This window comes from Pedobacter sp. NEAU-ZC8 (genome assembly GCF_059278965.1).
This window is the reverse complement of sequence record NZ_JCAJXC010000013.1, coordinates 55,545-80,208: the sequence shown is the minus strand read 5'-3', so window position 1 is coordinate 80,208 and position 24,664 is coordinate 55,545. Positions and strand designations below refer to the sequence as shown.

At 42.3% G+C, this 24,664-nt stretch carries 23 protein-coding genes and 1 tRNA gene; 10 read left to right on the top strand and 14 right to left on the bottom strand.

Going from position 1 to position 24,664, the window contains the following annotated elements; all coding sequences use genetic code 11:
- Nucleotides 1–29: 29 nt before the first annotated feature.
- The 13 genes from AC5WJX_RS11785 to AC5WJX_RS11725 all read right to left on the bottom strand — a co-directional run bounded on the left by AC5WJX_RS11785 (nt 30) and on the right by AC5WJX_RS11725 (nt 12,156).
- A complete protein-coding gene (locus tag AC5WJX_RS11785; protein ID WP_494484675.1) occupies nt 30–2,399 on the bottom strand; it encodes a cation:proton antiporter domain-containing protein in 2,370 nt (789 codons plus the stop codon).
- Nucleotides 2,396–2,653: an OsmC family protein gene (locus AC5WJX_RS11780; protein ID WP_494484674.1), complete on the bottom strand. Its 258-nt coding sequence runs from the start codon at nt 2,651–2,653 to the stop codon at nt 2,396–2,398. Before AC5WJX_RS11780 ends, AC5WJX_RS11785 begins: the two co-directional genes overlap by 4 nt.
- Before the next feature lie 14 nt (nt 2,654–2,667).
- Nucleotides 2,668–2,970, bottom strand: coding sequence for a GNAT family N-acetyltransferase (locus AC5WJX_RS11775; protein ID WP_494484673.1), 303 nt, complete (start codon nt 2,968–2,970; stop codon nt 2,668–2,670).
- Nucleotides 2,971–2,986: 16 nt separating this feature from the next.
- Nucleotides 2,987–3,193 carry a (4Fe-4S)-binding protein gene (locus tag AC5WJX_RS11770; protein ID WP_494484672.1) on the bottom strand — a complete coding sequence of 69 codons (207 nt, stop codon included), beginning with the start codon at nt 3,191–3,193 and terminating at the stop codon, nt 2,987–2,989.
- A gap of 292 nt (nt 3,194–3,485) precedes the next feature.
- A complete protein-coding gene (locus AC5WJX_RS11765) occupies nt 3,486–4,361 on the bottom strand; it encodes a pirin family protein (RefSeq protein WP_494484671.1) in 876 nt (291 codons plus the stop codon).
- Nucleotides 4,362–4,504: 143 nt separating this feature from the next.
- Nucleotides 4,505–5,158 (bottom strand): hydrolase, encoded by a 654-nt coding sequence (locus AC5WJX_RS11760; RefSeq protein WP_494484670.1) that lies wholly within the window; start codon nt 5,156–5,158, stop codon nt 4,505–4,507.
- A gap of 406 nt (nt 5,159–5,564) precedes the next feature.
- Nucleotides 5,565–6,188, bottom strand: a complete 624-nt coding sequence (locus tag AC5WJX_RS11755; protein ID WP_494484669.1) for a Crp/Fnr family transcriptional regulator — start codon at nt 6,186–6,188, stop codon at nt 5,565–5,567.
- 160 nt (nt 6,189–6,348) lie between these two features.
- Nucleotides 6,349–7,317 carry a zinc-dependent alcohol dehydrogenase family protein gene (locus tag AC5WJX_RS11750; RefSeq protein ID WP_494484668.1) on the bottom strand — a complete coding sequence of 323 codons (969 nt, stop codon included), beginning with the start codon at nt 7,315–7,317 and terminating at the stop codon, nt 6,349–6,351.
- Between the two features lie 306 nt (nt 7,318–7,623).
- Complete coding sequence (locus tag AC5WJX_RS11745) at nt 7,624–8,160, bottom strand: Crp/Fnr family transcriptional regulator (protein ID WP_494484667.1); 537 nt, start codon at nt 8,158–8,160, stop codon at nt 7,624–7,626.
- A gap of 455 nt (nt 8,161–8,615) precedes the next feature.
- Nucleotides 8,616–9,464, bottom strand: coding sequence for an ISAon1 family transposase (locus AC5WJX_RS11740; RefSeq protein ID WP_494484666.1), 849 nt, complete (start codon nt 9,462–9,464; stop codon nt 8,616–8,618).
- Between the two features lie 126 nt (nt 9,465–9,590).
- Nucleotides 9,591–9,956, bottom strand: coding sequence for an ISAon1 family transposase N-terminal region protein (locus AC5WJX_RS11735; RefSeq protein WP_494484665.1), 366 nt, complete (start codon nt 9,954–9,956; stop codon nt 9,591–9,593).
- A 205-nt stretch (nt 9,957–10,161) separates the two neighbouring features.
- Nucleotides 10,162–10,235, bottom strand: a tRNA-Pro gene (locus tag AC5WJX_RS11730).
- A 529-nt stretch (nt 10,236–10,764) separates the two neighbouring features.
- Nucleotides 10,765–12,156: a trypsin-like peptidase domain-containing protein gene (locus tag AC5WJX_RS11725; RefSeq protein ID WP_494484664.1), complete on the bottom strand. Its 1,392-nt coding sequence runs from the start codon at nt 12,154–12,156 to the stop codon at nt 10,765–10,767.
- Nucleotides 12,157–12,385: 229 nt separating this feature from the next.
- Here AC5WJX_RS11725 and AC5WJX_RS11720 point away from each other — a divergent pair, with 229 nt between their 5' ends.
- Nucleotides 12,386–12,706: a hypothetical protein gene (locus AC5WJX_RS11720; RefSeq protein ID WP_494484663.1), complete on the top strand. Its 321-nt coding sequence runs from the start codon at nt 12,386–12,388 to the stop codon at nt 12,704–12,706.
- A 33-nt stretch (nt 12,707–12,739) separates the two neighbouring features.
- Here AC5WJX_RS11720 and AC5WJX_RS11715 read toward each other — a convergent pair whose 3' ends face one another.
- The gene (locus tag AC5WJX_RS11715) at nt 12,740–13,840 is read right to left on the bottom strand and encodes a DNA alkylation repair protein (RefSeq protein ID WP_494484662.1); all 1,101 of its coding nucleotides are present in this window, start codon (nt 13,838–13,840) and stop codon (nt 12,740–12,742) included.
- Nucleotides 13,841–13,951: 111 nt separating this feature from the next.
- On the opposite strand from AC5WJX_RS11715, the gene AC5WJX_RS11710 reads away from it, so the two are divergent.
- From AC5WJX_RS11710 to AC5WJX_RS11670, 9 genes are all read left to right on the top strand, one after another.
- On the top strand, nt 13,952–16,381 hold the full coding sequence (locus AC5WJX_RS11710) for a TonB-dependent receptor domain-containing protein (protein WP_494484661.1): 2,430 nt from the start codon (nt 13,952–13,954) through the stop codon (nt 16,379–16,381).
- A 91-nt stretch (nt 16,382–16,472) separates the two neighbouring features.
- Complete coding sequence (locus AC5WJX_RS11705; RefSeq protein ID WP_494484660.1) at nt 16,473–18,872, top strand: heavy metal translocating P-type ATPase; 2,400 nt, start codon at nt 16,473–16,475, stop codon at nt 18,870–18,872.
- Nucleotides 18,869–19,048 carry a cbb3-type cytochrome oxidase assembly protein CcoS gene (gene ccoS, locus AC5WJX_RS11700; RefSeq protein WP_440429692.1) on the top strand — a complete coding sequence of 60 codons (180 nt, stop codon included), beginning with the start codon at nt 18,869–18,871 and terminating at the stop codon, nt 19,046–19,048. The genes AC5WJX_RS11705 and ccoS overlap by 4 nt, the downstream gene beginning before the upstream one ends.
- 76 nt (nt 19,049–19,124) lie before the next feature.
- Nucleotides 19,125–21,236: a cytochrome-c oxidase, cbb3-type subunit I gene (gene ccoN / locus AC5WJX_RS11695; protein ID WP_494484659.1), complete on the top strand. Its 2,112-nt coding sequence runs from the start codon at nt 19,125–19,127 to the stop codon at nt 21,234–21,236.
- Nucleotides 21,237–21,247: 11 nt separating this feature from the next.
- Complete coding sequence (locus AC5WJX_RS11690; RefSeq protein WP_440429694.1) at nt 21,248–21,415, top strand: hypothetical protein; 168 nt, start codon at nt 21,248–21,250, stop codon at nt 21,413–21,415.
- A 2-nt stretch (nt 21,416–21,417) separates the two neighbouring features.
- On the top strand, nt 21,418–22,221 hold the full coding sequence (locus tag AC5WJX_RS11685; RefSeq protein WP_494484658.1) for a cbb3-type cytochrome c oxidase N-terminal domain-containing protein: 804 nt from the start codon (nt 21,418–21,420) through the stop codon (nt 22,219–22,221).
- Between the two features lie 2 nt (nt 22,222–22,223).
- Nucleotides 22,224–23,552, top strand: coding sequence for a cytochrome c oxidase accessory protein CcoG (gene ccoG, locus AC5WJX_RS11680; RefSeq protein WP_440429696.1), 1,329 nt, complete (start codon nt 22,224–22,226; stop codon nt 23,550–23,552).
- Nucleotides 23,553–23,555: 3 nt separating this feature from the next.
- On the top strand, nt 23,556–23,981 hold the full coding sequence (locus AC5WJX_RS11675; RefSeq protein WP_494484657.1) for a FixH family protein: 426 nt from the start codon (nt 23,556–23,558) through the stop codon (nt 23,979–23,981).
- The gene (locus tag AC5WJX_RS11670; protein WP_494484656.1) at nt 23,978–24,664 is read left to right on the top strand and encodes a sulfite exporter TauE/SafE family protein; all 687 of its coding nucleotides are present in this window, start codon (nt 23,978–23,980) and stop codon (nt 24,662–24,664) included. Before AC5WJX_RS11675 ends, AC5WJX_RS11670 begins: the two co-directional genes overlap by 4 nt.

Below are 24,664 nucleotides of genomic sequence, written 5' to 3'. Positions count from 1 at the left end.
TAAGAAAGATCATTTTGAACTGTTAAGGGTTATACTTCCATAAAGTTCTTCTCATGATTTTTTAAACACGCTTTTATTTTATGTCTATCTCCCACGAGCCATAGAATATCATTAGCTAATATTTTTTCTATCGACCCTGGGTTGAGGATGCGGCCTCCGTTTCTTTCAATACCTACCACATGGCTATGCAAATCTTTTTGAATACCAGAGCTTCTTATAGTTTTTTTACAATACGAATTGGCTTCGGTAAGTCGAATTTTAGTGAGCTGAATATCATTGATATCCATATCTTCTTCCTTATCTGATAGAGGATCTGTTTGCTCAAAAACAAGTTTTAACTGGGATATCTGTTCATCAGTCCCTAAAACTCCTACTTTGTCATTGGGCAGTATCCTATGTTTTCCATTGGGCAGATGAATGGTTCTCTCGTTCCTACGTATATACACAATATTGATTCCTAATTTCTCTTTCCAGTTGAGTTCGTATAAAGACATACCGGCAAAAGGAATTGCACTACCGGCTTCCAGTTCTGTAACATATGCATCCCATTCCTGAAAATGCTTCTTCGCTTCCATATTTTTTTGTTGTAACTCAATAGTCCCTTTATTGCGGATATATTCAAGCTGCTCTCTTTCATTAAGATTCGCTAGAAACTGCTGTTCGATCCGTTGATGAATTCTTTGAATTTTGCTAGAGAAAAACCAAAGCATTGCCGCAATTACCGGAACTGCGACCACTAATGCGTATCTGGTGGTGGTGATCTGGTCAATGAAAAAGCCGATGAGAAAAATACCTACGAGAAACCTGACGGCATGGAGAGAAATGCCGGTTAGTGAATAATTAAGGTAGTACGAATTAATGGTTCCGCTGCCTTCTTTAATCGTGATCTTTTTATTAAGGATAGCCCATAAAAAAGGTGATGCTAGCAATGTCGCCACACTTATCAGTAGCAAATTTCGCCAGAGCGAGCTTTCTATCTGTACATTCAAAAATGGAATGAACATATATTTAAACATCAGCGCAATGGCAACAATTATAATGCTATTAATGACAAGTATTCTGTTGTATTCTTGGAGCATTTTCCTCCAAAGCGGATTGTCTTTATTCTTCTGCGTTTCGGCAGTATATGCATCCAAGCGTACTATCCATTTGTCAGGAATGGCTTTTGAAATAATAGCATACAGTGGCTCTGAAAGCTTGATGATGTATGGCGTCGTGAATGTCGTAATTGCCGAAACGCCTACGGCAATTGGAAAAAGAAATTCCGAAATCACACCGAGTGACAATCCCAAAGCCGCAACGATAAACGCAAATTCGCCGATCTGAGCCATACTGGAACCAATTTGTACTGCTTGCTTTAGCGGCTGTCCGGAAATTAAAGCTCCTAATCCACTAAAGAAGAATTTCCCTACGATAGTGAGTAGCGTGATGGCAACTATGGGAACTGCATGGGTGTACATTGCCTGTGGATCGATCATCATTCCTACAGAAACAAAGAATATGGTACCGAAAAGTTGCTTAACAGGTAGCGTGAGATGTTCAATTTTTTCTGCTAAGACGGTTTCTGCAATCAAAGAACCCATGACAAAAGCACCTAATTCCGCAGAAAAACCGACCTGTGTGGCGAGCAATACCATGCCGAAACAGAGACCTATGGAAAGGATGAGCACCGTTTCATCATCCATCCATTTTTTGGTCTTTTTTATAAAAACCGGAAGCAGATATATCCCTACTAAAAACCATAACGCCATGAAAAAGCCTAGTTTAAGTACGGTAAACAGGATTTCGGAACCTTGAAATTGTTGTGTTATGGCGACAGTAGACAGGAGTACCATTAGTAGAATAACAATAATATCCTCTACCACCAAAACACCGAAAACCACTTTGGCAAATTGTTTGGATTTTAAACCCAGTTCATCAAAGGCTTTTAAAATAATTGTAGTGGAAGAGCTTGCCAACATACCAGCGAGAAAAAGGCTGTCCATTTGATTCCAACCTAGTAAATATCCGGTAAGATACCCTCCGAGGCCTACAAATAGAATTTCGACAAGTGCCGTAATGGATGCCGAGCCCCCTACTTTCACCAGCTTTTTGAAACTGAATTCCAATCCTAGGCTAAATAGCAACATGATGACACCAATTTCGGAAAGAGTCTTTATGTTTTCTTGATCCACGATGCTGGGCAGAAAGCTGAAATGCGGCCCCACCAAGAATCCGGCAATGATGTATCCCAACACCAAAGGCTGTTTGATTCGTTTAAATAAAATTGTAACCAATGCACCTGCCAAAAGGATCAGTGCCATATCTTGTATCAGTTCGGGTAAGTGTGCCATCTTATATTTCTTGTGTTTATTGGTGTTTAGTTTAGAATCAGTTCTGGAAACTAAGACTGTAATCATTTAATCAGTTCTGTAGCGATTTTGATATTTACTTTTAAAATCTTCGATATGGGGCATTGTTCCGCAACCATTAACAATCGTGTTTGTAACTCCACATCTGGTTCATCTTTAAAAATTATCCTCCGCTCAATAAGTGTGATTATATCCTGATTTTCTATTCTATGGAATAAATTGGCTTCTACTGCTATCTCTGAAATCGCTAAGCCTTTATGGTCGATGTACATCTTGAGTGTCGCTAATGTACATCCTACCAAGGATGAACCTGATTTTATCCCATTCTCTTCAACCAGACAGCTGAATATTCTTCGGGGTGGCGTTTGAATTGCGCAAGAACATACGGACAAAGCGGTATAATCCGCAGACGGTTTTCTTTAGCGTAGCCTACTAATTCATCAAGTAATAGCTTTGCAAAACCTTTTCCTTCATACTCGGCCTCCACTTCTGTATGGTACACTCGTAACTTTCCGTCTGCAACTGAAATATCCATTTTACCTGCCTTTTTCTGATCAGAAAACAGCTGTAATTCAGCATAAATGCTGTCTTCTTTAAAAACCACTTTTGTATTTTCCACAATTAAAGATTATTAGTTACTTTTTTATACTTAATGCCCCCGAGGGACATTTTGCAACCTGATCAATAAGCTCCCCTGTAGTTGCATTTTCGATCTTTATCCAGGGACGTTCTTTAGGATTATAGACTTTCGATAAAGTCCTTACACAAACCGCTGCATGGATGCAAAATTTCGGTTTCCAAAGAATTGTTATTTCTCCATTTGAATACTCATGTTCTTCCATAATTAGCTCTATTTTAGTTTGATGATTTTGCCTTATGATGTAGCCAACTATTATCATTACCACTGATATATCTTTGACAGATCAGTAGTCTCAGCCAAGCTTACCCGTGGTATACCTGTTTGCTTCGTCTATCCTGACCACTTCAGGTTTGGTATGAAATTGTTTTTATTCATCTCCCTAAGCTTTGTGATAACATGATGATTGAAATGGTGTTATCAAAATTTCGTTTTCTTCCACGATGATGCCGGGTTTGCTATTCCTATGACGCTGATGTTTCTCATGTTCATTTAATTTATACCCGACCTTTTTGATTGTTGATTTCTCCATATTTACCAGAATAGAAATCACGGTACGCTTCAGCTATTTCAGATCGGCTGTTCATGATAAAAGGCCCCTCTGCAACAATGGGTTCTATGTAGGTTTCGCCACCAAACAAAATGACATCCGTAGCTTCCGTTAAATTATTTTCAATTACGATTTCGCCAGCATTTCTGTCAAATTCCACGAAATCTCCCTGTTGAAATTCTGCATCATTAAGTGTGGTGTTCATGGTTGGCAGAAATACGGCGACTTCCATCTTTTCTTCAAAGGGTACCGTAAAACTTTTATTTGCCTCAATATGGATATGATATAAAAACTGCTCAGAATAATTGGGTATTTTAGAATGCAGATCCTCATAATTTCCAGCGATTACTTTAATCCAGCCACCATCATTTGGTAATTTCTTCTGCGGAACCTCATCACTTTGAATTGATAAGTATTCAGGCTTTTCTGCTTTGTTTTTTGAAGGTAGGTTGATCCAGAACTGAAAAGCATGTGTGCGGTTAGTTCCGGTTTTAGAATCTACATTAAACGTCTCATCGTGGATGATTCCGTTCCCTGCCTTCATCCATTGTACGCCGCCGGAGTACACTTTTGCATAATTTCCTAAGCTGTCGAAATGCTCATCTTCTCCTTCTATAATATAACTTAATGTGGCTATGCCGCGATGAGGATGTCCGCCTGTTCCGCTATTCATATTTGATGAATGAACTTTCGGAATGATATGGTCTAAAAATACAAACGGACCAACAGCGTCAGTATATCTGTTCGCCAATAATCGATAAATTGTTAAATCTCCTATATCAGCTCTTTGTCCTTGAGTAGAAAAACTGGTTTTCTTTTTCATTTTTTAATTTTTTTAATTAGGCCAGGACATAGATTCTGCAAGCATATCTATAAAGTACGCGTTGCGGTATACATGGTCTGAGTTACTTTATAGATAAACCAGAAACTGTCAAAATATGACAGCCTTTGGTTTAATACGATCTATTATTGTTGCGGAGGAGTTGTAGCAAGTAACTGCAATTCCCAGGCTAAAGCAACTCCGCTTCCGCCACCGTGATCAAACAAGATAGGACCTAATTGAGACGCAGTATCTAAACGAGCCCAATCCCGTTGCCATTCTGAAACCACGGCTATCCAGTTGATTGGTACGATACCTACCTGAACCATTCTACGGACGGCCATATCGTGTGCTTCAGGGCTTACACTGCCACATGCATCTGTAACTACAAATACATCATAACCTTCTCCCAACGCTTGGATTGCAGGCATTGCAATACAAACCTCTGTCCACAGCCCGGCTAAGATCAATTGCTTACGCCCACTTTCTTTTACGATATCCGTAACCGCAGGATCCTCCCAAGTATTGATGAACGTTCTGTTTATAGGTTTTTGTTCGGGGAATACGTCTTGAATACCTTTAATAATATAGCCTCCTCGTTCTTCGGTAACGGTGGTAAGAATAGTTGGTACGTTAAAGACTTTGGTAGCCTTAGCAAGTCCAACAGTATTGTTAATAATCATTGTAGGTTCATGACTATGCAAGTTGGCAACCTGAAAAGGTTGGTGATCGATTAACACTACGATGCTGTCTTCTGGACGAAGTAGACCTTGAAGGCCAATTTTTGGTGATTTTTCCATCTTTATAAATTTTAAAGTTGATAATTCAAAAGTGCATGTAATGGAAAAAAGAATAAGTAGACAAATGTCTATAAATTAAAAATTAAGCATGAAAAAAAAGCGGAAATCGGACTAGATGTATTCAAATTAACAGAAAAATAAAGCGCTAAATTTGTTCTTTTTTCATCAGTTCTTACTTCGGAAAATCAGGAGGTTTTTAGACCAAAAATAGAATTCACAATTGAACATTAATCATTGTAAAGTGATTTACAAGAAGGTGTAATAAGACCTGAATCTTTTATTATAAATATACTTCTACCACGCTTCTTATCAGGAAAATGGGAGTTTACTCCTTAAGAATTGATAACTATTTGGAATGGCAAAGACAAGTGGTTTTGAACAGTGCATGGACGAATCTGGACCATTGTTATTTCTCGTATATCTTCTTACGCAATCGACTTAATGTATCTTTTGTAATGCCCAAATAAGAAGCAATGATGTGTTGGGGAAAACGGTCGACCAAATATGGGTAGCTGTCAATAAAAAGTTTGTATCGGATCTCTGCTGTAAAACTAATGGAGAAGGTAATTCTCTTTTGCGTGGCAATTGTATTTAGTTCATCTAATTTCGTTAACAGTTTATCAAAAGCACCGCAATGATTACGCAATTTCAAAGTGTTTTCTCTAGAAATTAGAAGTACTTCACAATCTTCCCAAGCATCTATCGTATAAAGACTGGGTGTGCCCATCACAAAGCTCTCCCGATCGACTGCCCAACAGTTCTCAACATATAGATCTACAATATGTTCAACATCTTTTTCATCTATATAATATTGGCGCATACCCCCTTTTACAATAAAGGCCATGTGTTTAGAGATTTCTCCTTCTTCTAATAGGAATTGTTTTTTTCTAATCTTCTGGTGCGCAAAATGACTTATAAAAACTTTGAAATCTTCTTCGGAGATTATTGCATAATCGTTGATATGATGAAAGAGTGGATGCATTTTACTGAACTGATATCCAAGGTGGATTTTTTGCTTTGATAAAAACAAAAATATATCACTTTCAGAGAAAATAGCGTAGACAAATGTCTAAGAATTTTAAGAAAAGACCAAGGGTGTTTTATTTACTGCGTCAGTAGTTTAACTTCAAACGATTAACATGAATATGGTAAAACTATACTCATATCAGATCATTCGTTTAATGATGGTTTTAATTGCCTATTCTTACGCCGATCTTTCCATAAAAGTCCTTATCACTGTCTCTAAATTCAAGCAGGCTGTGCGCCTTGCCGATTTCCGATAATGGGAAAACTTTGTTTAATACAGGCTTCAGTTTTCCAGACTCTATAAGCTTTGTAAGTTCATTTAGTTTGTTTCTGCTTTGTCTGGTAAATACAAAGTGATAAGTGGCATTTTTACCCCAGGCGTGGATCAGGTTTTGCGGCCTTTCAAGATCAACTAATGTCACGACCTGTCCCATTTGATTTAATACCTTGCCGCTGTCCGAAAGTGTATTGCCGCCGATTGTATCGATCACAACGTCCACGCCCTTGTTAGCTGTAAGCTTTAAAATCGCATCGATATAATCTTCCTTTTCATAGTCAATGACATGATCCACTCCCAATTCTTTTAGAAACTCATGGTGCACGGTTCTTGCCGTCGTATAAACCGTTGCACCCATAGCTTTTGCTATCTGAATAGTGGGTATTCCTACACCTCCTGCACCGCCGTGTATCAAAATTGTTTGATTGATTTTAAGTTGTGCCCGAGTATAAAGCATTTCCCACGCAGTACCGGCTGCTAGAGGAAATGTCGCGGCTTCCAAATGGCTTACGTTTTTCGGTTTGATACCAATAATCGACTCCTTGGCAACATGATATTCTGCATAGCCTCCCTGGCCTTTAAAAATTTCGGGAGTATAATATACCTCATCACCGATCTTGAAGTTTTTAACGCCTGACCCAATTTCTACAATTACTCCAGACACATCATGCCCTGTGATGATCGGCAGTTGCAACTCATTTTTATAGTCCCCCCGGCGAACTTGAAAATCAAGTGGATTCACTGATGTTGCCATTACTTTCACCAACACTTCATCAACTCCAGGTTTTGGCGTTGGAATATCCAGTATCTCAAATTTTTCTACTGAGCCGAACTCGTTTAACACTGCTGCTTTCATAATGATTTTAACTAGTTATTTAGTTTGGCAAAAACCTGTTGTCGACTACTTCTGCATCAATTCTGGTAATTGTTTATCTCAAATTTAAATCAACTTCTAAGAAAGAAACGTAGACAAATGTCTATATGTTAAACTTACAAAGGGTCAATTGACGAGTTGTTGAATTCAGCTAATTTATAGCTCGCCTGGAGAATATTTTGTTTTACGCATGCGGCCACACCCGAGGAAAACTCATGTATCGAGGCTTTCCATAATAATGTCCAGCGAAAAGATGCCCATTGCTATGGGTTTGGAGCTTTCAATGGCTTACTTTCTTATTGCTTTTTTGCGCACCCGGCTTAGGGTATCCTTTGTAATACCTAAATAAGAAGCAATTAAATGTTGGGGAAACCGTTGGATAAAATCTGGATGGCTGTCCACAAAATCTTCATAGCGTTTTTCAGCATTGAAACTGATAGAAGAGGTTATTCTTTTTTGTGTAGCAATGTGATTGTTTTCGTCCAGCTTCAATACAAATTCATTGAAACTTGGACATTCTCTACACAATTTCAAGGTCTGCTCCCTCGAAATAAGGAGTAGTTCACAATCTTCCAAAGCATCAATATTGTATAAAGTAGGTGTAGACAGTACAAAACTCTCACGGTCCCCTGCCCACCAGTTTTCGATATATAAATCTACAATGTGCTCAACGCCTTTATCATCTATATAATACTTACGCATGGCGCCCTTTACGATAAAGGCCATATACTTACATATTTCTCCATCTGCCAGTAGATATTGCTTTTTCTTCAACCTTTTATAAATAAAAGACGTTAGAAAAACTTCAAAATCTTCTTTAGACATTGCAGTGGATGCATATTCGTTGATGTAGTTAAACAGAGGATGCATGTGAAAAAATCGAATTATTTGGAGTCAATATCAATTATTGTCTCCTCCTTGATAATCTGACAGATGCTAATTCTACGCTTTAGAAATTTTCAAGAGCGAAGTCCAGGTTGACCTCAATAAGAATCTAACCTGCAAAAAATAATTTTAGCCCGATTGCGATGATGTTAAATATAGCAAAATGTGTGGTTGCGAAGTAATTTATTTTCCAAATTTATCCCGCAACTACACGCAGCTGGTCGGTTTCTCAAGTTAATCCACATCTGTCGTGTACATTTTGCTTCAGTAACTTTCCCGCTTAAGGCTTTGCAAATTCCTAATGTACTTCTGTAAAACTGGTGTTTTTGGGTCAACAATGTTGCCTTGCTTTCGAAGAACAGCGGATCAAGCGGAATTCTTGGGGGCTGTAGATGCTAAGCATAGATTTTCGATAGTCTGAACAGGAAGAACTTTACATCTCTGACACCTCTTGAGGTTGCTCTGAAAGCTTTAACTTTAGCATTAAAGGACTCTGCCGAGGCATTTGTACTTCTGTTTATAAAGAAGTTTAGAATGGACAGGTAATGCGTCTGTATGGACCTTGCAACACTCTTGAAAGCATCAATCTGGCAGTCTTCCACCTGATTGTGCCAAATGGCTAAATGTTTAAAGGCTTGTTCCTTACTCTTACACCGTTTAAAGATTTCACCCAGGTTTACCGATAAGTTATAGGCCTGTTTGATGAGCGGATAACGCTCAAAGAGCAATTCAGCGCGATGTTTTTGTACCTGAGTCCATTTGCTATGGTGCTTAAACAACAAGTACCTGCTTCTTGCCAGTAGTTGTTTCAGCGTATCACCATTAGAAAGTATCTCGGGTTCATAGTTCCGCTTCTCCTTTCTGGCCGAAGCTATGGCTACATTTTCCTGATCCAGCGCTTCCCAGCGATATTTTATTCTAACTTCCTGTACAGCATCGTAGGCAAGTTTCTGCACATGAAAGCGATCGATTACCCGGTGAGCATTCACAAAGCACCTTTTAATCGCAAGCTGCATGTTAGCTGCCATATCCATAGTAACCTCCTGAACCTGCTTTCTGGAACGTTCTGGAATCTTTCTGAGTACTGTAATAATGTCTTCTGCTACAGTACCTTTGATCATAGCCACAATAGCACCTTTTCTTCCCTTTGCATCCTTATTTGTGACAATGGTATATAGTTCACCATTGGAAAGAGCGGTCTCATCGATACTTAAACGCGTGCTTACATTCTTTGAAAACAACATCCAGTGGTCCGCATGAGATTTCTGATCCCAGCTGCCGTATTCAAGATATGTTCTTTGTATTGCTCCTGAAGCAACTTCCCATCTACCTGAAAGTACTGCCCCAAATGGTAGCAGCTGATGGGATGATTATCCAAAAATACCTTTTAAAAAAAGACCGAATTCCGTTGTCATTCGCGTCCCTTTTATCACAAGATCCCAGTCCCGGGTAATAGTAGTATCGGTTGAAAGAACCTTCCAGCGCCGCCTTTTGACGCACAAAGCAACTTTCTGACCACGAATAGGAAAGTCCTGAATACGAACTTCAGGCAAAAAGCCTTTTGACTCCAGTTCATGCTTTTGATAGCCTGAAGGGGAAATGTTCTTCTCTTCAAGAAAGATATTAACTCCTGCAGCATCTTTACTGACCTGAGTTAAATCAAAATAATCCAGAATACCTTCTGGTAGTAGTAAGCTTATTAAAGTAGTAGAGGCCTCGTTCAAAGTAGCAGTCATAATTTATACTGCAAAAGAAAGAAATTATTCATTCCCCCCAAGAATTCCGCTTGATCCAGAACAGCCTTATCCACAAAGCGGGGTGTTTAACTGTCGAAACCCGTAGTACATAGCTTTTAAAATATTTGAACCTGATCCATTCTATATGTTCGATTTCCATCAAAATGAAAAAAGCCTCTAAGTTTGCACTTAGAGGCTTTTTAAGTCGGGGTGGCAGGATTCGAACCTACGACCTCCACATCCCAAATGTGGCGCGATACCGGGCTACGCTACACCCCGAACTGGTGTTGTCCAACTTCAAAATTTGCATTCTGTCGTTGTTTGGGATTGCAAAAGTAGAACTTTTACTTTAATAAAGAAATTTATTTTAAAATATTTTTCTTTCTCTTTTCAAACCGTTACCGCATATCCTTGCGATTGGTATGGTTCAAAGGTAGAAACATTTTTCAATTCCAGGAAGTCTTCACAAACCAAAAGCATCATCTTTCCTGTAAGCGGTTCATGATCAACTAGAAAAATTTTCATCTTTTCTTCTCGTGCATGCCTTAAACCAATGATTTATGCTACCCGAGCTTCCTGATAAGGCAAATCAACACTGCAATTTTCAGCCAAAAAAGGTTTATTCCGCTTAAAATATCCAGTAAGCTTACAAAGTTGAGCATTCATGTGGCGGGGAAAATGATTGTTCCTAGGTGTTTGAGACGTACTTGCAAGGTAGTTGCTACGTGGTTGCTACGTATGGAGACGTAGCAAATCCCTATCAACCACCTCGCAAGTGCTCACAAAAATATGATCTACCGGTTACCCGCTAAGCCCCGAATGAAAAGTTAAAGGCAACTTTAGAGCCATCTGGTGCAATCGCCAGGATTTGAATCCTGGACCGGCCAGCTTCGATCAGTGCAGTTTCGATATCCCTGGGACTCACGATCTCCGCGCCGTTGATGTACACGATGATCGTTCCTGGAGGAATACCAAGCTGCCCGAACACCCCATTCCGGCTAACCTCGGTTACAACCACTCCCGCGTTTAGCTGCAACCGTTGTTTTAGCGCAGGCGACAATGGCGTAAATCGTGCACCCAGCTTTTCGTACATCTCGTTTAAACTTTGGCTGGCTGCCAGATCAGGGGACCGGTCCTCTGCCTTCAGTTTCGCTGTGGTGTTTTGTGCTTTACCATTCCTCAGATAGGTTAACTTCACTTCATCACCAGGGCGCCGCCTTGCAATGCGCTCGGAGAACTCGGACGACGAATAGATCTGTTGCCCGTCTATTTTCTGAATTATATCCCCAGCTTTTAACCCGGCAGCTGCAGCTGCACTGCCGCCTTGAATGTCTGTGATGAAAACACCGTTGACAGAACCCGGCTTTATACCTTGTTGCTTTAAAAATTGATCCTCTATAGATGGAGATGGAAAGCTTACACCAAGAATACCACGTCTAACTTCGCCAAATTCCTTAAAGTCGTCCAGAATCTTCTTCGCTAAATTGACTGGAATGGCAAAGGCATAACCCGCGTAACTTCCGGTCATTGATGCAATTGCTGCATTGATCCCTATCAACTCTCCCCTGGTGTTGACCAATGCACCCCCACTATTTCCCGGATTAATGGCCGCATCAGTCTGAATGAACGATTCAATAGCCCCACTAGCCTGTTCCGCCGCCGCCTGCTGACTGGCTTCTATGATACCGATGTTGCGTCCTTTTGCACTTACAATACCTGCAGTGGCTGTTGTGCTTAAGGAGAATGGGTAACCTACTGCCAACACCCACTCACCGACCAGCACCTCGTCGGAGTTACCCAGCTTCACGGTGGGCAACTTATTCACATTGATCTTCAGTAAGGCCAGGTCGGTATTCGGGTCACGGCCAACGAGCTTAGCCTGAAACTCCCGGCGGTCAGGCAGGATCACGGTGATGGCTTCCGCATTTTCAATCACGTGGTTGTTTGTGGCAATATAACCATCGGCTGCAATGATCACGCCCGAGCCTAAACCAGACCCCGTTCTGATGTGTACCACTGCCGGAGTCACCAACTGTGCCGCATTTACGAAGTCGGCCCGATTGCTCGTGTCACCATGTTTGCTTGTTACACGTGGCCTTGTCGAGGCTTCTTCGGCGCTATTCCTGTTTAGAAAATAGAAACCAATACCTATAATAATCCAGGTCAGGATAAATAAGAACAAAGTTGCAGATTTCTTCATTTGATTACTTTTTTTTCTGAATCGTGAGTGATCTATGATCTCCTTTAGCTAACAGTTGAGTAGCTAAACAGTTTCCAAATACATCAGTACAGCGTAAAATCACTGGCCTGTTCAGAACATCTCACTTAGAATGCTGTTATATCAAATACAACACCGGACAGTACAGTAATTAACCAGCTACAAGTCGTTAATAATGTACCGTTCATTTGAAAACCAAAAATGTAATCCTATGAAAAACATGCTTAAAACGATCGCCCTTGCTGTAGCAATAACCTGCAGCACGGCAGCATTTGCGCAAGAGAAGAAAGATACGTTGAAGATTGATCCAGATAAAAAGATCAAGAAAACCGCGAAAAGTGTCGGCAATAAAACTGCAGAGGTCGCAGTTAAAGGTGCCTCCACCATTGTAGATAAAACTTACAAAGACATGGTCGGACCTGCCGGACAAAAGATTTATATTGACAACAAGTCGAGGTACTACTATGTTGATGAGCGCGGTGCAAAGATCTATGTATCTAAATCACAACTTAAACCAAAACCGGTTGAGTAATACATTTAAGCTGTTGGACAGGTGTCCAACAGCTTAATTATAAACAACAAACTCCCCTTTAGCCATTACAGATCCGTTGACGATCATCTCCAGCACATGGCCACCTTCATAGAATCTTCGTGTTGTGATCAGTTTAAATGATTGATTCCGGCTAATCGTTTCAGCCTGACCTCCCTGGTAGATCCTTTCACTTATTTTAAAAACCTTCTTGTTTAACTGCCCATTTGCTTTTCTATAGTGAATGGCATATTCCAGTCGTACTGTTTTCGACTTTTCTGCGGTATTTTGAATCCGGAATGTAAAGCTTAGAGTATCACCTATTTTGACTTCAGGACTCAGGATGCTAAACTCATCTAAAGAAAGACCGTCACTGTTCAGACCATAATGATCAAGCACTGAGGCATGCCCACGTTTAAGCAAAGACCTGCAACCGTGCTTAATTATGGCATCGGTTTCCTTGCTATGACCTTTCCAGGCTTGAGCGATCTTTACCACGAGCTCAGGATGATCTTTAGAAATATCATTGAGGTTGTTTGCTACACTACGTCTTACGGCCTCGTCCGGATCATTTTTTAAGGCCTCCAAGATAGGAAGCAATGGAGCAGGATCTTTCTTCAACGTCGGCACAGAAAGTCCCCAGGGTAGCCGGGGACGGCAGCCTTCAGAGGCGAGGCGGCGTACACGGGCATGTGGATGTTGTGTCCAGGTCAACATCCTGCTAATGGTTTGATCGAAATATTTGTTCAGAAAAGGCCGGATCGCAAATTCACAACTTACGTATTGCGTTATAAACTCCATTCCGTCTAACGATGTTTCCAGATCATCCAGCCCGTAAACCTCTATGTAATTCGGAAGGAACATCATTTCAAGCCGCTCCTGCCAGAATCCATGAGCGCGCAAACGATCAACCAGGCGCTGCAGCAGTATAACAGCTTCTTGGTAGGATTCCGGCATAAACTGATGCAAACATACTGCGGTGTGTTTCATCCGTGCTTTAAGCTCCATGGCCTCGAATGCCGGTGTGTAAATCAGCTTCATGAAAGCAGGTTCATCAAAGCCTGGGATGCTTTCGCGCATACATTGGGCAATGCCGCTGTAAAACGCAGGTGTATAAAGATCTTTTAATGCCGACATCGTTTCTCTCCAATTGTTACAGCAAAACTAAAATATTTATTTTACAAATTTAACATTCTTGCTTGTAACCATTGGGTATTTATCGTCGTCTTATAGCCAAAGATTACAATCATGAAAACGATATTTACGACCGCCCTATTATGTCTATTTTACTTGCTCCCACTCACATCTTTTTCGCAAGATTTAATCAGTGTGGAAGGCCTGGTTAAAGACGACAAACAAAGTATTCCTGCTGCCACTGTTTTACTATATTCCAGCATAGATTCAGCACTTGTTAGTACTGCTATGACCAATGAAAATGGTCAATATAATTTTAAAACAAAGTCTGGATCATATTACATTGTAGCAACATCAATGGGATACAACAAAGTGAATTCAAAACCGATTAAATTAAACGGTGAAAAGAGTTTTTCTGTACCAGCTTTACTACTTAAAGAAACTGCAAATAATTTAAACGAGGTTGTTGTAACCGCAGCACGACCGGTATTGGAACGAAAGGCAGATAAGCTGGTATTTAACCTTGACGCCACACCTTCTGCAGCTGGATTAAATGCATTGGAGGCGTTACGAAAAGCACCTGGCGTTGTGGTCGATCATAACGAGAACATCTCGCTTTCCGGTAAGAGTAATGTACTGGTAACGATTGATGGAAAACAGACCTACCTAAGCCAGGAAGAAGTGGTAAACCTGCTGAAATCGATGCAGAGCAGCGAAATAGAAAGCATTGAAATTATGAACAATCCCGGTGCACGTTATGAAGCAAACAGTACAGGTGGTGTCATTAACATCAAAACGAAAAAAAGCAAAGCTGATGGCTTCAATGGCAATATCGCAATTGGTGCGGGATACAATAAACGTGCTTCCAGCAACAATAACATCAACCTGAATTACCGCAAAAACTTTTTCAACACCTTTGGATCTTATAGCTATAACACGAACAAATGGGAACAAAACTTACTCATTGACCGTGTAACACCGAATGTAAATAACAGATTGTATTTCAGCCAACGGAACACAGACACTTCAAGTAACAAATCACACAACTTCAAAGTAGGGACAGATTTCTTTCTGTCGGATAAACATACCGTAGGATTTTTGGTGAAGGGTAACATTTACAACCGCGAAGAGGATAGCTTCAGCAGAACCAACATCGGCGGGAGCCTGGGGCAAACAGACTCGATCCTGAGGACACCTGCTCGTAATGAAGGTGCACGTAAAAACTTTTCCTACAACCTGAACTATAAGGGCGTGTTAGACACTGCCGGGCAGGAACTGACCATAGATGCAGATTATAGTACCTTTGACGGCGATAATGATGCTTTCTATCAAAACCGTTTCTTCCGTCCGGACGGAACATTCTTCAAAAATGGACAGATTTACAGAAGTTTTGCACCTTCAGACATCAACATAAAAGCCTTAAAGGCTGACTATGTGCTGCCACTGAACAAGAAGTTAAAAATTGAAGCCGGCCTTAAGTATGCTGACGTAGAAAGTGACAACAACTTCATTTTTGAAAATCAAGTCGCTGATGGCTGGCTTGGTGATCCAAACCGCAGTAATCGGTTTAAATACAGCGAGGAAGTAAGCGCTGCCTATACCACCTTCAGTGCGACCCTTGGGAAGCTATCGGTGCAGGCCGGGTTACGCGCAGAAAGGACTCATTCCATCGGTACCTCCGTGACCATGAATGAGAAAATTGACCGAAAATATACCAACCTCTTTCCATCAGTATTTGTAAGTCAGAATTTCAGTGAAAACAGTGTGCTTAATTTCTCCTATTCAAGAAAGATAAACCGCCCGAATTACCAGAATTTAAATCCATTTATGTACTACCTGGATCAGTACACCTATAACCAGGGAAACCCAAACTTAAGGCCGGAATTTGCGACAAATTTTGAGGTGAATTATCTATTCAAACAGAAGTACAGTGTAGCCTTAGCTTACACCCACGTTTCAGATGTAATTACACAAATTCTATTACAGAATGCAGCATTAAACTCTATGTATCAAACCAATCTTAACCTTGCTTCTGATGATGTGGTATCCTTAACTTTAAACATCCCGGTAAAGATCACAAAATGGTGGAATTTCAACAATAATATCATCGCTTATCATAAGCAATTAAAGAGTCCGAATTTGAATGGTTTTGAATTAAACTCCAAGCAGTTTACAGGTAATATCTACATGCAACATAACTTTACCTTATCTAGTTTATGGAGTGCCGATGCCAGCTTCTTCTACAGCACGCCGCAGATTGATAATGCATTAAACTTAAAGACATTCTTCACTTCGGATGCGGGACTTCGTTACAACTTCCCTAACAAAAACGGAAACTTGAAACTAGGGGTAAGTGACGTGTTCCATACACAAAAACCAAGGATATCCAGCAACCTGGAAGGTAATGAATACACCTTAAAGCAATGGGGTACATCTACCAGTGTGAGACTTACTTACACGCAGCGTTTTGGTAAATCAACTGTAAAGTCAGCCAGAGATCGCCAAACTGCACTTGACGCGGAACAAAAGCGCCTGGGACAATAATCCCAAAAAGTGACCAGCATCATTTTTTCGAAAAAGGCTGGTCATTTTGTAGCATGGGTGGATATGTCATCTTTGGACATATTGAAAATTCATGTTACAAACCAAAGAATTACAACTCGATACCATTTGTTTTCACTGCGGGGAGGCACTCCCAGCCTCTCCGCTGCTGAAAGACGATAGAAAGTTTTGTTGCGTTGGATGTGTTGGCGTTTATAGCATCTTGCACGAGCACAACCTCAGCGACTACTACCTTTATAATGATGTACCCGGCCAGACGCAACAACTGAAAGGCATAAATTTCGATTACCTGAATGAACCGGAGATTGCGGCGGGGCTGGTTGACTACCAGGATGACCAGATCACCATCATTACCCTTTACATCCCAGCTATTCATTGCAGCTCCTGCATATGGCTGCTGGAATCCCTTCATAAGATCAATCCTGCGATAACACAATCCCGTGTAGACTTTCTAAAAAAGCAGGTTTACATCACGTTTAAAAATCAGGAAATAACGCTCAAGGCACTTGCCGAAACGCTGCTGAACATCGGCTATGAACCTTTGATCAGCCTGCAGGATGTGGTCAAGGAACAGCAAAAACATACTACCGATCGTAGCTTGATCACCAAGATTGCTGTTGCAGGCTTTTGTTTCGGAAATACCATGTTGCTATACTTCCCGGAATATTTTGGCTTATCCAGCTTCGAACAGGACTTTAAAACCTTTTTCGGCTGGTTAAATCTTGCATTCGCCTTCCCCGTTGTATTCTACAGTGGACGCGACTATTTCTCCAGCGCCTGGCTAAACCTTAAAAACGGGGTACTTAACCTCGACTTCCCCTTAGCCCTTGGAATTGCGGTGATGTTTATCCGTTCCATTGTAGAAGTAGTTACCAATTCCGGCCCGGGCTGGGTTGATACGCTATGTGGCTTAATCTTCTTCCTGCTGGTTGGCAAGTGGATGCAACAGCGCACCTATCACCACCTATCCTTCGAGCGCGACTACCGTTCTTACTTTCCTGTAGCGGTTACCATCCTCGAGGATGGACGTGAGCGCCCGATTCCATTGGATCAACTTAAAAAAGGTCAGCGAATGCTCATCCGCAGCAATGAGATCGTACCTGCCGACGCCATACTACTGAAGGGTAACGCAAATGTAGACTTCAGCTTCGTTACCGGTGAATCTAAGCCCGTGCATAAGGTACTTGGAGAAATTGTTTATGCCGGCGGCAGACAGCTGGATGGAGCGATTGAACTGGAGGTTGTAAAAGCAGTATCTCAAAGTCACCTGACGAAACTTTGGAACAATGAGACGTTCAGCATGGAGAAGAACACCATTATGACTTTCAGCGCAACGGCGAGCAAATATTTCAGCATCATGCTCTTGACGGTTGCCCTTGGAAGTGGTTTGTTCTGGATGTTTCATGCTGATCCCACAAGAGCGATTGCTTCTTTTTCTGCCGTGCTGATCATTGCCTGTCCATGCGCACTGGCCCTCGCCTCTCCTTTTACCCTGGCAGCAGTATTAAGCATCTTTGATAAAAATAAATTCTACCTGAAGAATACAGCTGTGATTGAGCAACTGGCACGTATAGACACCTTTGTTTTTGATAAAACCGGCACAATCAGTAATCCAGATGGGGCTGGTTTCAGCTTTCAGGGGAATATCAGTCAGGAACAACTGCAATGGGTCAGTGACCTTTCCAGAAACTCCGGTCACCCATTAAGCCGTACGCTGGTGAAATGGCTCGGCTTGCCCGAACAGCATACCGTGAACAACTATCGTGAAATGGTTGGCCGTGGCTTAAGTGGGTCCATCCTGGATCATGAGCTCAAAATCGGTAATGCCGCCTTCACGGAAATTGCACTTGAAAAGTCAATCACAGGATCGACCGTCCATGTGGTGATCGATAGTCAATATCTCGGCTATTTTCTGTTCAGGCAACAGTGGCGCGACGGCTTGAAGGCTTTAACCATAAGCCTGCGAAAGGGTGCTAACCTGCATCTGCTGTCGGGAGATCAGGATCATGACCGTATGGACTTATTGACCATTTTTCCTGAAGGGAACCAAATGCACTTCAAACAAAGTCCGCAGCAGAAATTGGAATATATCAAAGCGCTGCAGGAAAAAGGACATAAGGTTTTGATGTTTGGCGATGGGCTAAACGACGCTGGAGCACTGAAACAAAGTGATCTTGGCGTAGCGGTAACGGACAACATCAACAACTTCAGCCCCGGCTGTGAGGCCATTCTGGATGGCGCAAGCTTTAGCAAGATCCCAGCTTTTATCCAGCAGGCTAAAGATGCTGTTAAGGTGATCCACATGAGTTTCGCCATTTCCCTTGTATACAATATTGTGGGAGTATCGTTTGCCGTGCAAGGACTTTTGTCACCGCTGATCGCGGCGATCTTAATGCCGGCAAGTACCGCAACCATCATCCTTTTCACCAGTATCACCGCAAGGTTATACGCCCGTAAAAACGATCTGCTATGAACATGATCTATATGCTCATTGGCGTCAGCATTCTGCTGGCGCTAATTTTTTTAGTTGCCTTTTTCTGGGCGAGCAAGTCCGGACAACATGACGACACCTATACTCCAGGACTCCGGATCCTGTTTGATGATGAGGTTAAACCCGGTATTGAAAAAAGTGATGAGGATCATATTTAGCCGGAATTAGCATCATTACCAGGCTGAGCGCAGCCCCCTACTTTTACACCATCACACATTCAAACATCAAATCGTTATGACTGAGAAATTCTACTATGACAATAAGATTGTGCGGGACTTTGCCATTGCCACCATTGTATGGGGCATCATTGGCATGACCGTCGGCCTGCTTGTTGCCATGCAGCTGTTTACCCCGGAATTGAATATGGGTAGCCAGTACACTACTTTTGGCCGCATCAGGCCTTTGCACACCAACGCGGTGATCTTTGCTTTTGTTGGAAATGCAATCTTTATGGGCGTTTACTACTCGCTGCAGCGCTTGTTGAAGGCACGGATGTTTAGTAACGTGCTTAGTAAGATCCACTTCTGGGGCTGGCAGTTAATCATTGTAGCTGCAGTGATCACCTTGCCACTAGGCTTATCTTCATCACACGAGTATGCTGAGCTGGAGTGGCCGATTGATATTGCCATCACCTTGATATGGGTGGTATTCGGTATCAATATGTTCGGAACGATCATTAAACGCCGTGAGAAGCACATGTATGTAGCCATCTGGTTTTACATCGCAACGTTTGTGACTGTAGCAGTACTACACATCGTAAACTCATTTCAATTACCGATCTCTGCCTTTAAAAGTTACTACGTATTTGCAGGTGTACAGGACGCGCTGGTACAATGGTGGTATGGCCATAATGCGGTGGCATTCTTTTTAACCACCCCATACCTTGGGATGATGTACTACTTCCTTCCGAAAATGGCCAATCGCCCGGTTTATTCTTATAAACTTAGTATCCTGCACTTCTGGTCATTGATCTTTATTTACATCTGGGCTGGCCCACACCACTTGCTGTATACATCATTACCGGGATGGGCACAATCTTTAGGTGTAGCATTCTCCGTGATGTTGATCGCACCGAGTTGGGGCGGTATGATCAATGGATTGTTAACACTTCGCGGCGCATGGGACAAGGTACGTGAAGATCCGATTCTGAAATTCATGGTCGTGGGTCTTACCGCCTATGGTATGGCTACTTTCGAAGGTCCGATGTTAGCCTTTAAACAGATCAATGCCATAGCACATTATACCGACTGGATCGTAGCACACGTACACGTTGGCGCTTTAGGCTGGAATGGTTTCTTAACTTTCGCTATTCTGTACTGGTTAATTCCAAGAATATACAAAACTGAACTATACTCTAAGAAACTGGCATCTTTCCACTTCTGGATTGGCACACTAGGTATTATCTTCTACGCAGTTCCATTATACTTTGCGGGATTTACACAAGGCTTGATGTGGAAAGAGTTTACACCAGAAGGTGTACTGAAATATCCAAACTTCCTGGAAACCGTGATACAGATCATCCCGATGTATATGCTTAGAGCATTGGGTGGGTTCTTCTACCTCGTGGGTGTGATCGTAATGACTTACAACATCATCAAAACTGCGAAAGCCGGTAAACTCGTAGCGGATGAGGCTGCTGAAGCACAAGCACTGCCACAAGAGTTTGTGGCTGTAGGTACAGACCGAAAATGGCACAGGGTATTAGAACGCAAACCAATGGTGTTTATGGTACTATCCCTGATCGTTATCCTGATCGGTGGTATGATCGAGATGATGCCAACATTCAGCATTAAATCCAATATCCCGACGATTGCTAGTGTAAAACCATATAGCGCACTGGAACTTCAGGGCCGCGATTTATACATCAAAGAGGGCTGTGTAAACTGCCACTCACAGATGATCCGCCCCTTCCGCTCCGAAACGGAGCGTTATGGCGAGTACAGCAAGGCCGGAGAGTTTGTTTATGATCATCCTTTCCTGTGGGGCTCAAAACGTACCGGGCCAGATCTGGCACGTGAAGGTGGAAAATATTCAAACGCCTGGCATTTTAACCACCTGGTAGATCCGCAAACCATGTCACCTGGTAGTATCATGCCACCGTACGAATGGTTAAGTACCCAGGCATTGGATACCAGCAGCACCGTAGCAAAGATCAATGCGATGAGAAGCCTGGGTGTACCTTATGCTGAAGGCTATGAACATCAGGCGAATCAGGATCTAGATGCACAAGCGAAAGAGATCGCAGCCGATTTAAGAAAGAACAACATCAAAGTGAAAAGTGATGCAGAGATCGTAGCCTTAATTGCGTACCTGCAACGCCTTGGAACAGACATTAAAGCACAATAATCTATAGGGATATGTTTAAGCAATTTCAAACCCTGGTAAACGGTAGTGAAGTTTACCTGATCAGTTCACTGAGCATCTTTGTACTATTCTTCCTCCTGGTAGGCGTGGTATTACTGATGATGAAAAAGGACGAAGTAAAATACATGAGTGAACTACCCTTAAACGATAAAGAATCTTAATCATGAGCTACCAAGACTTAATGGTGATTGTACTCTGTATCACCGCAATGATAATCCTCTTCGTAGCGATGCTTATGCTTAAAGTGATAAGACTTTTTGCGAATGAGGCGCTTAATCCAACACCTTTTGCAAGCAATGAAGAACGTGAACAACGCAGGCTGGCCGAACAACAAGCCGCCGCGTTGTTGCCTCCGAAGCCATCCATCTGGACCAGGCTAATGGGCTTGAAGCCGCTGTCTGAAGAAAAGGACCTGGTCATGGAGCATACCTTTGATGGTATTGCAGAGCTGGACAACCCAACACCGCGCTGGTTTATGGTGTTGTTTTATGGAACATTGATATTCTCTGTGGCTTACCTGTTCCACTATGAGGTATTTGGTACCGGAATGGATCAGGATCAGGAATACCTGGCAGAAATTGAACAAGCTGCACGTGATAAAGAAGCCTTTCTTTCGGATCCTAAGAACGCAAAGAGTGCTGTGAATGAGAATAACATTGAGCAATCTAAAGATGAGGTTATCATCAAATCCGGGGCGGCCTTATTTGTGAACCGCTGTACACCATGCCACGGCGAAAATGGCGAGGGTATCGTTGGACCCAATTTAACAGACGAATACTGGTTACACGGTGGAACCGTTAAAGACGTGTTTAAGGTAATTAAATACGGTGTTCCCGAAAAAGGTATGGTGGCATGGGAAAAATCCCTTAGTGCACAGCAGATTGCTGACCTGACCAATTACGTGCTTTCGCTACAAGGAAGCAACCCTGCGAATGCAAAAGCTGCGCAGGGTGAAAAACAACCTTAGCAATGGCTATACATCCAAAAATCATAAAGGGTAAACTTTACCAATACCGTACGCTTTTAAGTTACTTTTTTCTGGGGCTGCTTTTCGCCGCCCCATTTATAAAGTTTAATGGAGAACAACTCATCCTCCTTAATATTCTGGAACGTAAGTTCGTGTTCTTCGGGATAATATTCTGGCCACAGGATTTCTACCTCTTCGTGTTGGCGCTACTCAGCTTCGTTGTATTCATCGTCCTATTTACCGTGGTATTCGGACGGGTTTTCTGTGGCTGGGCTTGCCCTCAGACGATCTTCCTGGAGATGGTATTCCGAAAAATAGAATACTGGATTGAAGGTGAGCCCATCAAACAGAGGAAGCTGAATGACAGACCAATGGACCTGGACAAGTTTATGAGGAAAGCTGTTAAACACAGCATCTTCTTTCTGATCTCCTTTTTTATTGCAAATATCTTCCTGGCCTATGTGATTGGAACAGACACCCTGCTGGCCATCATCACCGAGCCAGTCTCTACCCACCTTTCTGGATTTATTTCCATCCTGATCTTCACCATCATCTTTTACCTGGTATTCTCCAGGATCCGATCGATCGTATGTACGGTCATCTGTCCATACGGTCGACTGCAGGGGGTACTGCTTGATGATCAAAGTATGATCGTTGCCTATGATTACAATCGCGGGGAACCCCGGGGAAAAGTGCAGAAGGGCATCGAAATGGTAAAGGGCGACTGCATCGACTGCAAGTTGTGTGTTCAGGTATGCCCTACTGGCATTGACATCCGTAACGGCACCCAGATGGAGTGCATCAACTGTACCGCATGTATTGACGCCTGCGATATGGTGATGGAGAAAATTGAAAGACCCTTGCGCCTGATCGGCTTTAAGTCGGAAGACGAGATCAAGTTCAGCAAGCCATTCCGGGTAAGTCGTAAAATTTATGGCTATTCAGCCGTGCTTGTCGTATTGCTCTCGGCATTAACCTTCCTGATGCTTAGTCGATCTGATGTAAAAACTACGATACTGCGGGCAAGCGGAACACTCTACCAGATGCGTGATGACAAGCAGGTCAGTAACCTGTACAACGCCGAACTGGTGAACAAGACCAGTAAAGCGCTAAGTTTCGAGATTGTACCGGAAGATGCTTCGGCGAAGATTCAGTACATCCAAAAGGAAAATCAGCTTGGATATGGCGGCACGGTTAAACTCACCTTTTTTGTGCTGATGCCGCAGGATGCAGTCAAGCAGTTTAAAACAGAGATGAAGTTTAAATTGCTTTCGGAAGGCAAAGTTATCGACAGATTTAAAACAACATTTATTGCACCACCTAACAATTAAGATATGAACTGGGGAACAAAATTGATGATCGGCATGGGCTGTTTCATGACCATGATCATTGTATATGCGGTATTGATGATGCGCAGCGACAGTGATGCGCTGGTGGATACCGACTATTACGAAAAAGGGATTAACTACAACCTGGACTACCGTAAAAAATCGCACGTGAATATGGATCGGGCGGAGCCAACCATAGTACTTCGCAACGACAGCCTGGTGGTAACTTTCAAACGGGAGTCTACCGGCCAGATGAAGATGATCCGCACTGCGGATAAAAAGCTTGATCAACAGTTTAAATTCAACACCGATCAGGGAAATACTTTTGCAATACCAGTTGGCAGTCAGAAGACCGGCCTTTGGAAAGTGCAGCTGGACTGGACCAGTATGGGTAGACCTTATTTATATGAAAAAGAAATCATGTTACCATGAATGAAACGTATTTAGCTTTCATGATCGGCTTGCTGGGTAGTGTGCATTGCATAGGCATGTGCGGCCCGCTTGCATTTGCCGTTCCTTCCCTACAGAAAGGCGCCGGCTGGCTATTGCTTGATAAGAGCATGTACCAGGCTGGCCGTATCATATCTTATTCTATACTGGGCTTGATTATAGGGCTGATCGGCAATCAGCTTTGGATGGCCGGTATGCAGCAGGGCTTGAGCATCTTTAGTGGCTTACTAATCCTCCTTGCAGCTTGTTCAAGGATATTTAAAGTAGCAGTACGTTCCAGTTCAAAGTACAACCTGTTGCTTAAGCCATTTCATCAGCTTTTTAGCTATGCTTTGAAGCACAAGGCCAACCATCTGATCATCGGTATGATCAACGGGTTGCTACCCTGCGGTTTTGTTTACCTGGCGCTTGCCGGTGCGGTAAATCAGCCTGGTGTTCCTGAAGCAATAACATATATGTTCTTCTTTGGATTAGGCACTGCTCCACTGATGCTTATCGCAGCGGTGACAAGCGGAATGACCGGGGCTATCCTGCGTAACCGCATCAACCGCATTGTTCCTTATTTGATGTTATGCTTAGGCATCTGGTTCATACTAAGAGGGCTGGACCTAAATATACCTTATTTAAGTCCAGCCCTTCATTCTGGTACTGCAGTATGTAAGTAG

Bases quoted from the DNA above. Each gene is read 5' to 3' on its own strand.
- ccoS (WP_440429692.1), top strand. From the start codon at position 18,869: ATGAACATGATCTATATGCTCATTGGCGTCAGCATTCTGCTGGCGCTA.
- AC5WJX_RS11740 (WP_494484666.1), bottom strand. From the start codon at position 9,464: ATGTTGTTTTCAAAGAATGTAAGCACGCGTTTAAGTATCGATGAGACC.
- AC5WJX_RS11705 (WP_494484660.1), top strand. From the start codon at position 16,473: ATGTTACAAACCAAAGAATTACAACTCGATACCATTTGTTTTCACTGC.
- AC5WJX_RS11735 (WP_494484665.1), bottom strand. From the start codon at position 9,956: ATGACTGCTACTTTGAACGAGGCCTCTACTACTTTAATAAGCTTACTA.
- AC5WJX_RS11715 (WP_494484662.1), bottom strand. From the start codon at position 13,840: ATGTCGGCATTAAAAGATCTTTATACACCTGCGTTTTACAGCGGCATT.
- AC5WJX_RS11750 (WP_494484668.1), bottom strand. From the start codon at position 7,317: ATGAAAGCAGCAGTGTTAAACGAGTTCGGCTCAGTAGAAAAATTTGAG.
- ccoG (WP_440429696.1), top strand. From the start codon at position 22,224: ATGGCTATACATCCAAAAATCATAAAGGGTAAACTTTACCAATACCGT.
- AC5WJX_RS11690 (WP_440429694.1), top strand. From the start codon at position 21,248: ATGTTTAAGCAATTTCAAACCCTGGTAAACGGTAGTGAAGTTTACCTG.
- AC5WJX_RS11670 (WP_494484656.1), top strand. From the start codon at position 23,978: ATGAATGAAACGTATTTAGCTTTCATGATCGGCTTGCTGGGTAGTGTG.
- AC5WJX_RS11770 (WP_494484672.1), bottom strand. From the start codon at position 3,193: ATGGAAGAACATGAGTATTCAAATGGAGAAATAACAATTCTTTGGAAA.
- AC5WJX_RS11675 (WP_494484657.1), top strand. From the start codon at position 23,556: ATGAACTGGGGAACAAAATTGATGATCGGCATGGGCTGTTTCATGACC.
- AC5WJX_RS11745 (WP_494484667.1), bottom strand. From the start codon at position 8,160: ATGTCTAAAGAAGATTTTGAAGTTTTTCTAACGTCTTTTATTTATAAA.
- AC5WJX_RS11725 (WP_494484664.1), bottom strand. From the start codon at position 12,156: ATGAAGAAATCTGCAACTTTGTTCTTATTTATCCTGACCTGGATTATT.
- AC5WJX_RS11760 (WP_494484670.1), bottom strand. From the start codon at position 5,158: ATGGAAAAATCACCAAAAATTGGCCTTCAAGGTCTACTTCGTCCAGAA.
- AC5WJX_RS11785 (WP_494484675.1), bottom strand. From the start codon at position 2,399: ATGATTACAGTCTTAGTTTCCAGAACTGATTCTAAACTAAACACCAAT.
- AC5WJX_RS11685 (WP_494484658.1), top strand. From the start codon at position 21,418: ATGAGCTACCAAGACTTAATGGTGATTGTACTCTGTATCACCGCAATG.
- AC5WJX_RS11710 (WP_494484661.1), top strand. From the start codon at position 13,952: ATGAAAACGATATTTACGACCGCCCTATTATGTCTATTTTACTTGCTC.
- ccoN (WP_494484659.1), top strand. From the start codon at position 19,125: ATGACTGAGAAATTCTACTATGACAATAAGATTGTGCGGGACTTTGCC.
- AC5WJX_RS11765 (WP_494484671.1), bottom strand. From the start codon at position 4,361: ATGAAAAAGAAAACCAGTTTTTCTACTCAAGGACAAAGAGCTGATATA.
- AC5WJX_RS11720 (WP_494484663.1), top strand. From the start codon at position 12,386: ATGAAAAACATGCTTAAAACGATCGCCCTTGCTGTAGCAATAACCTGC.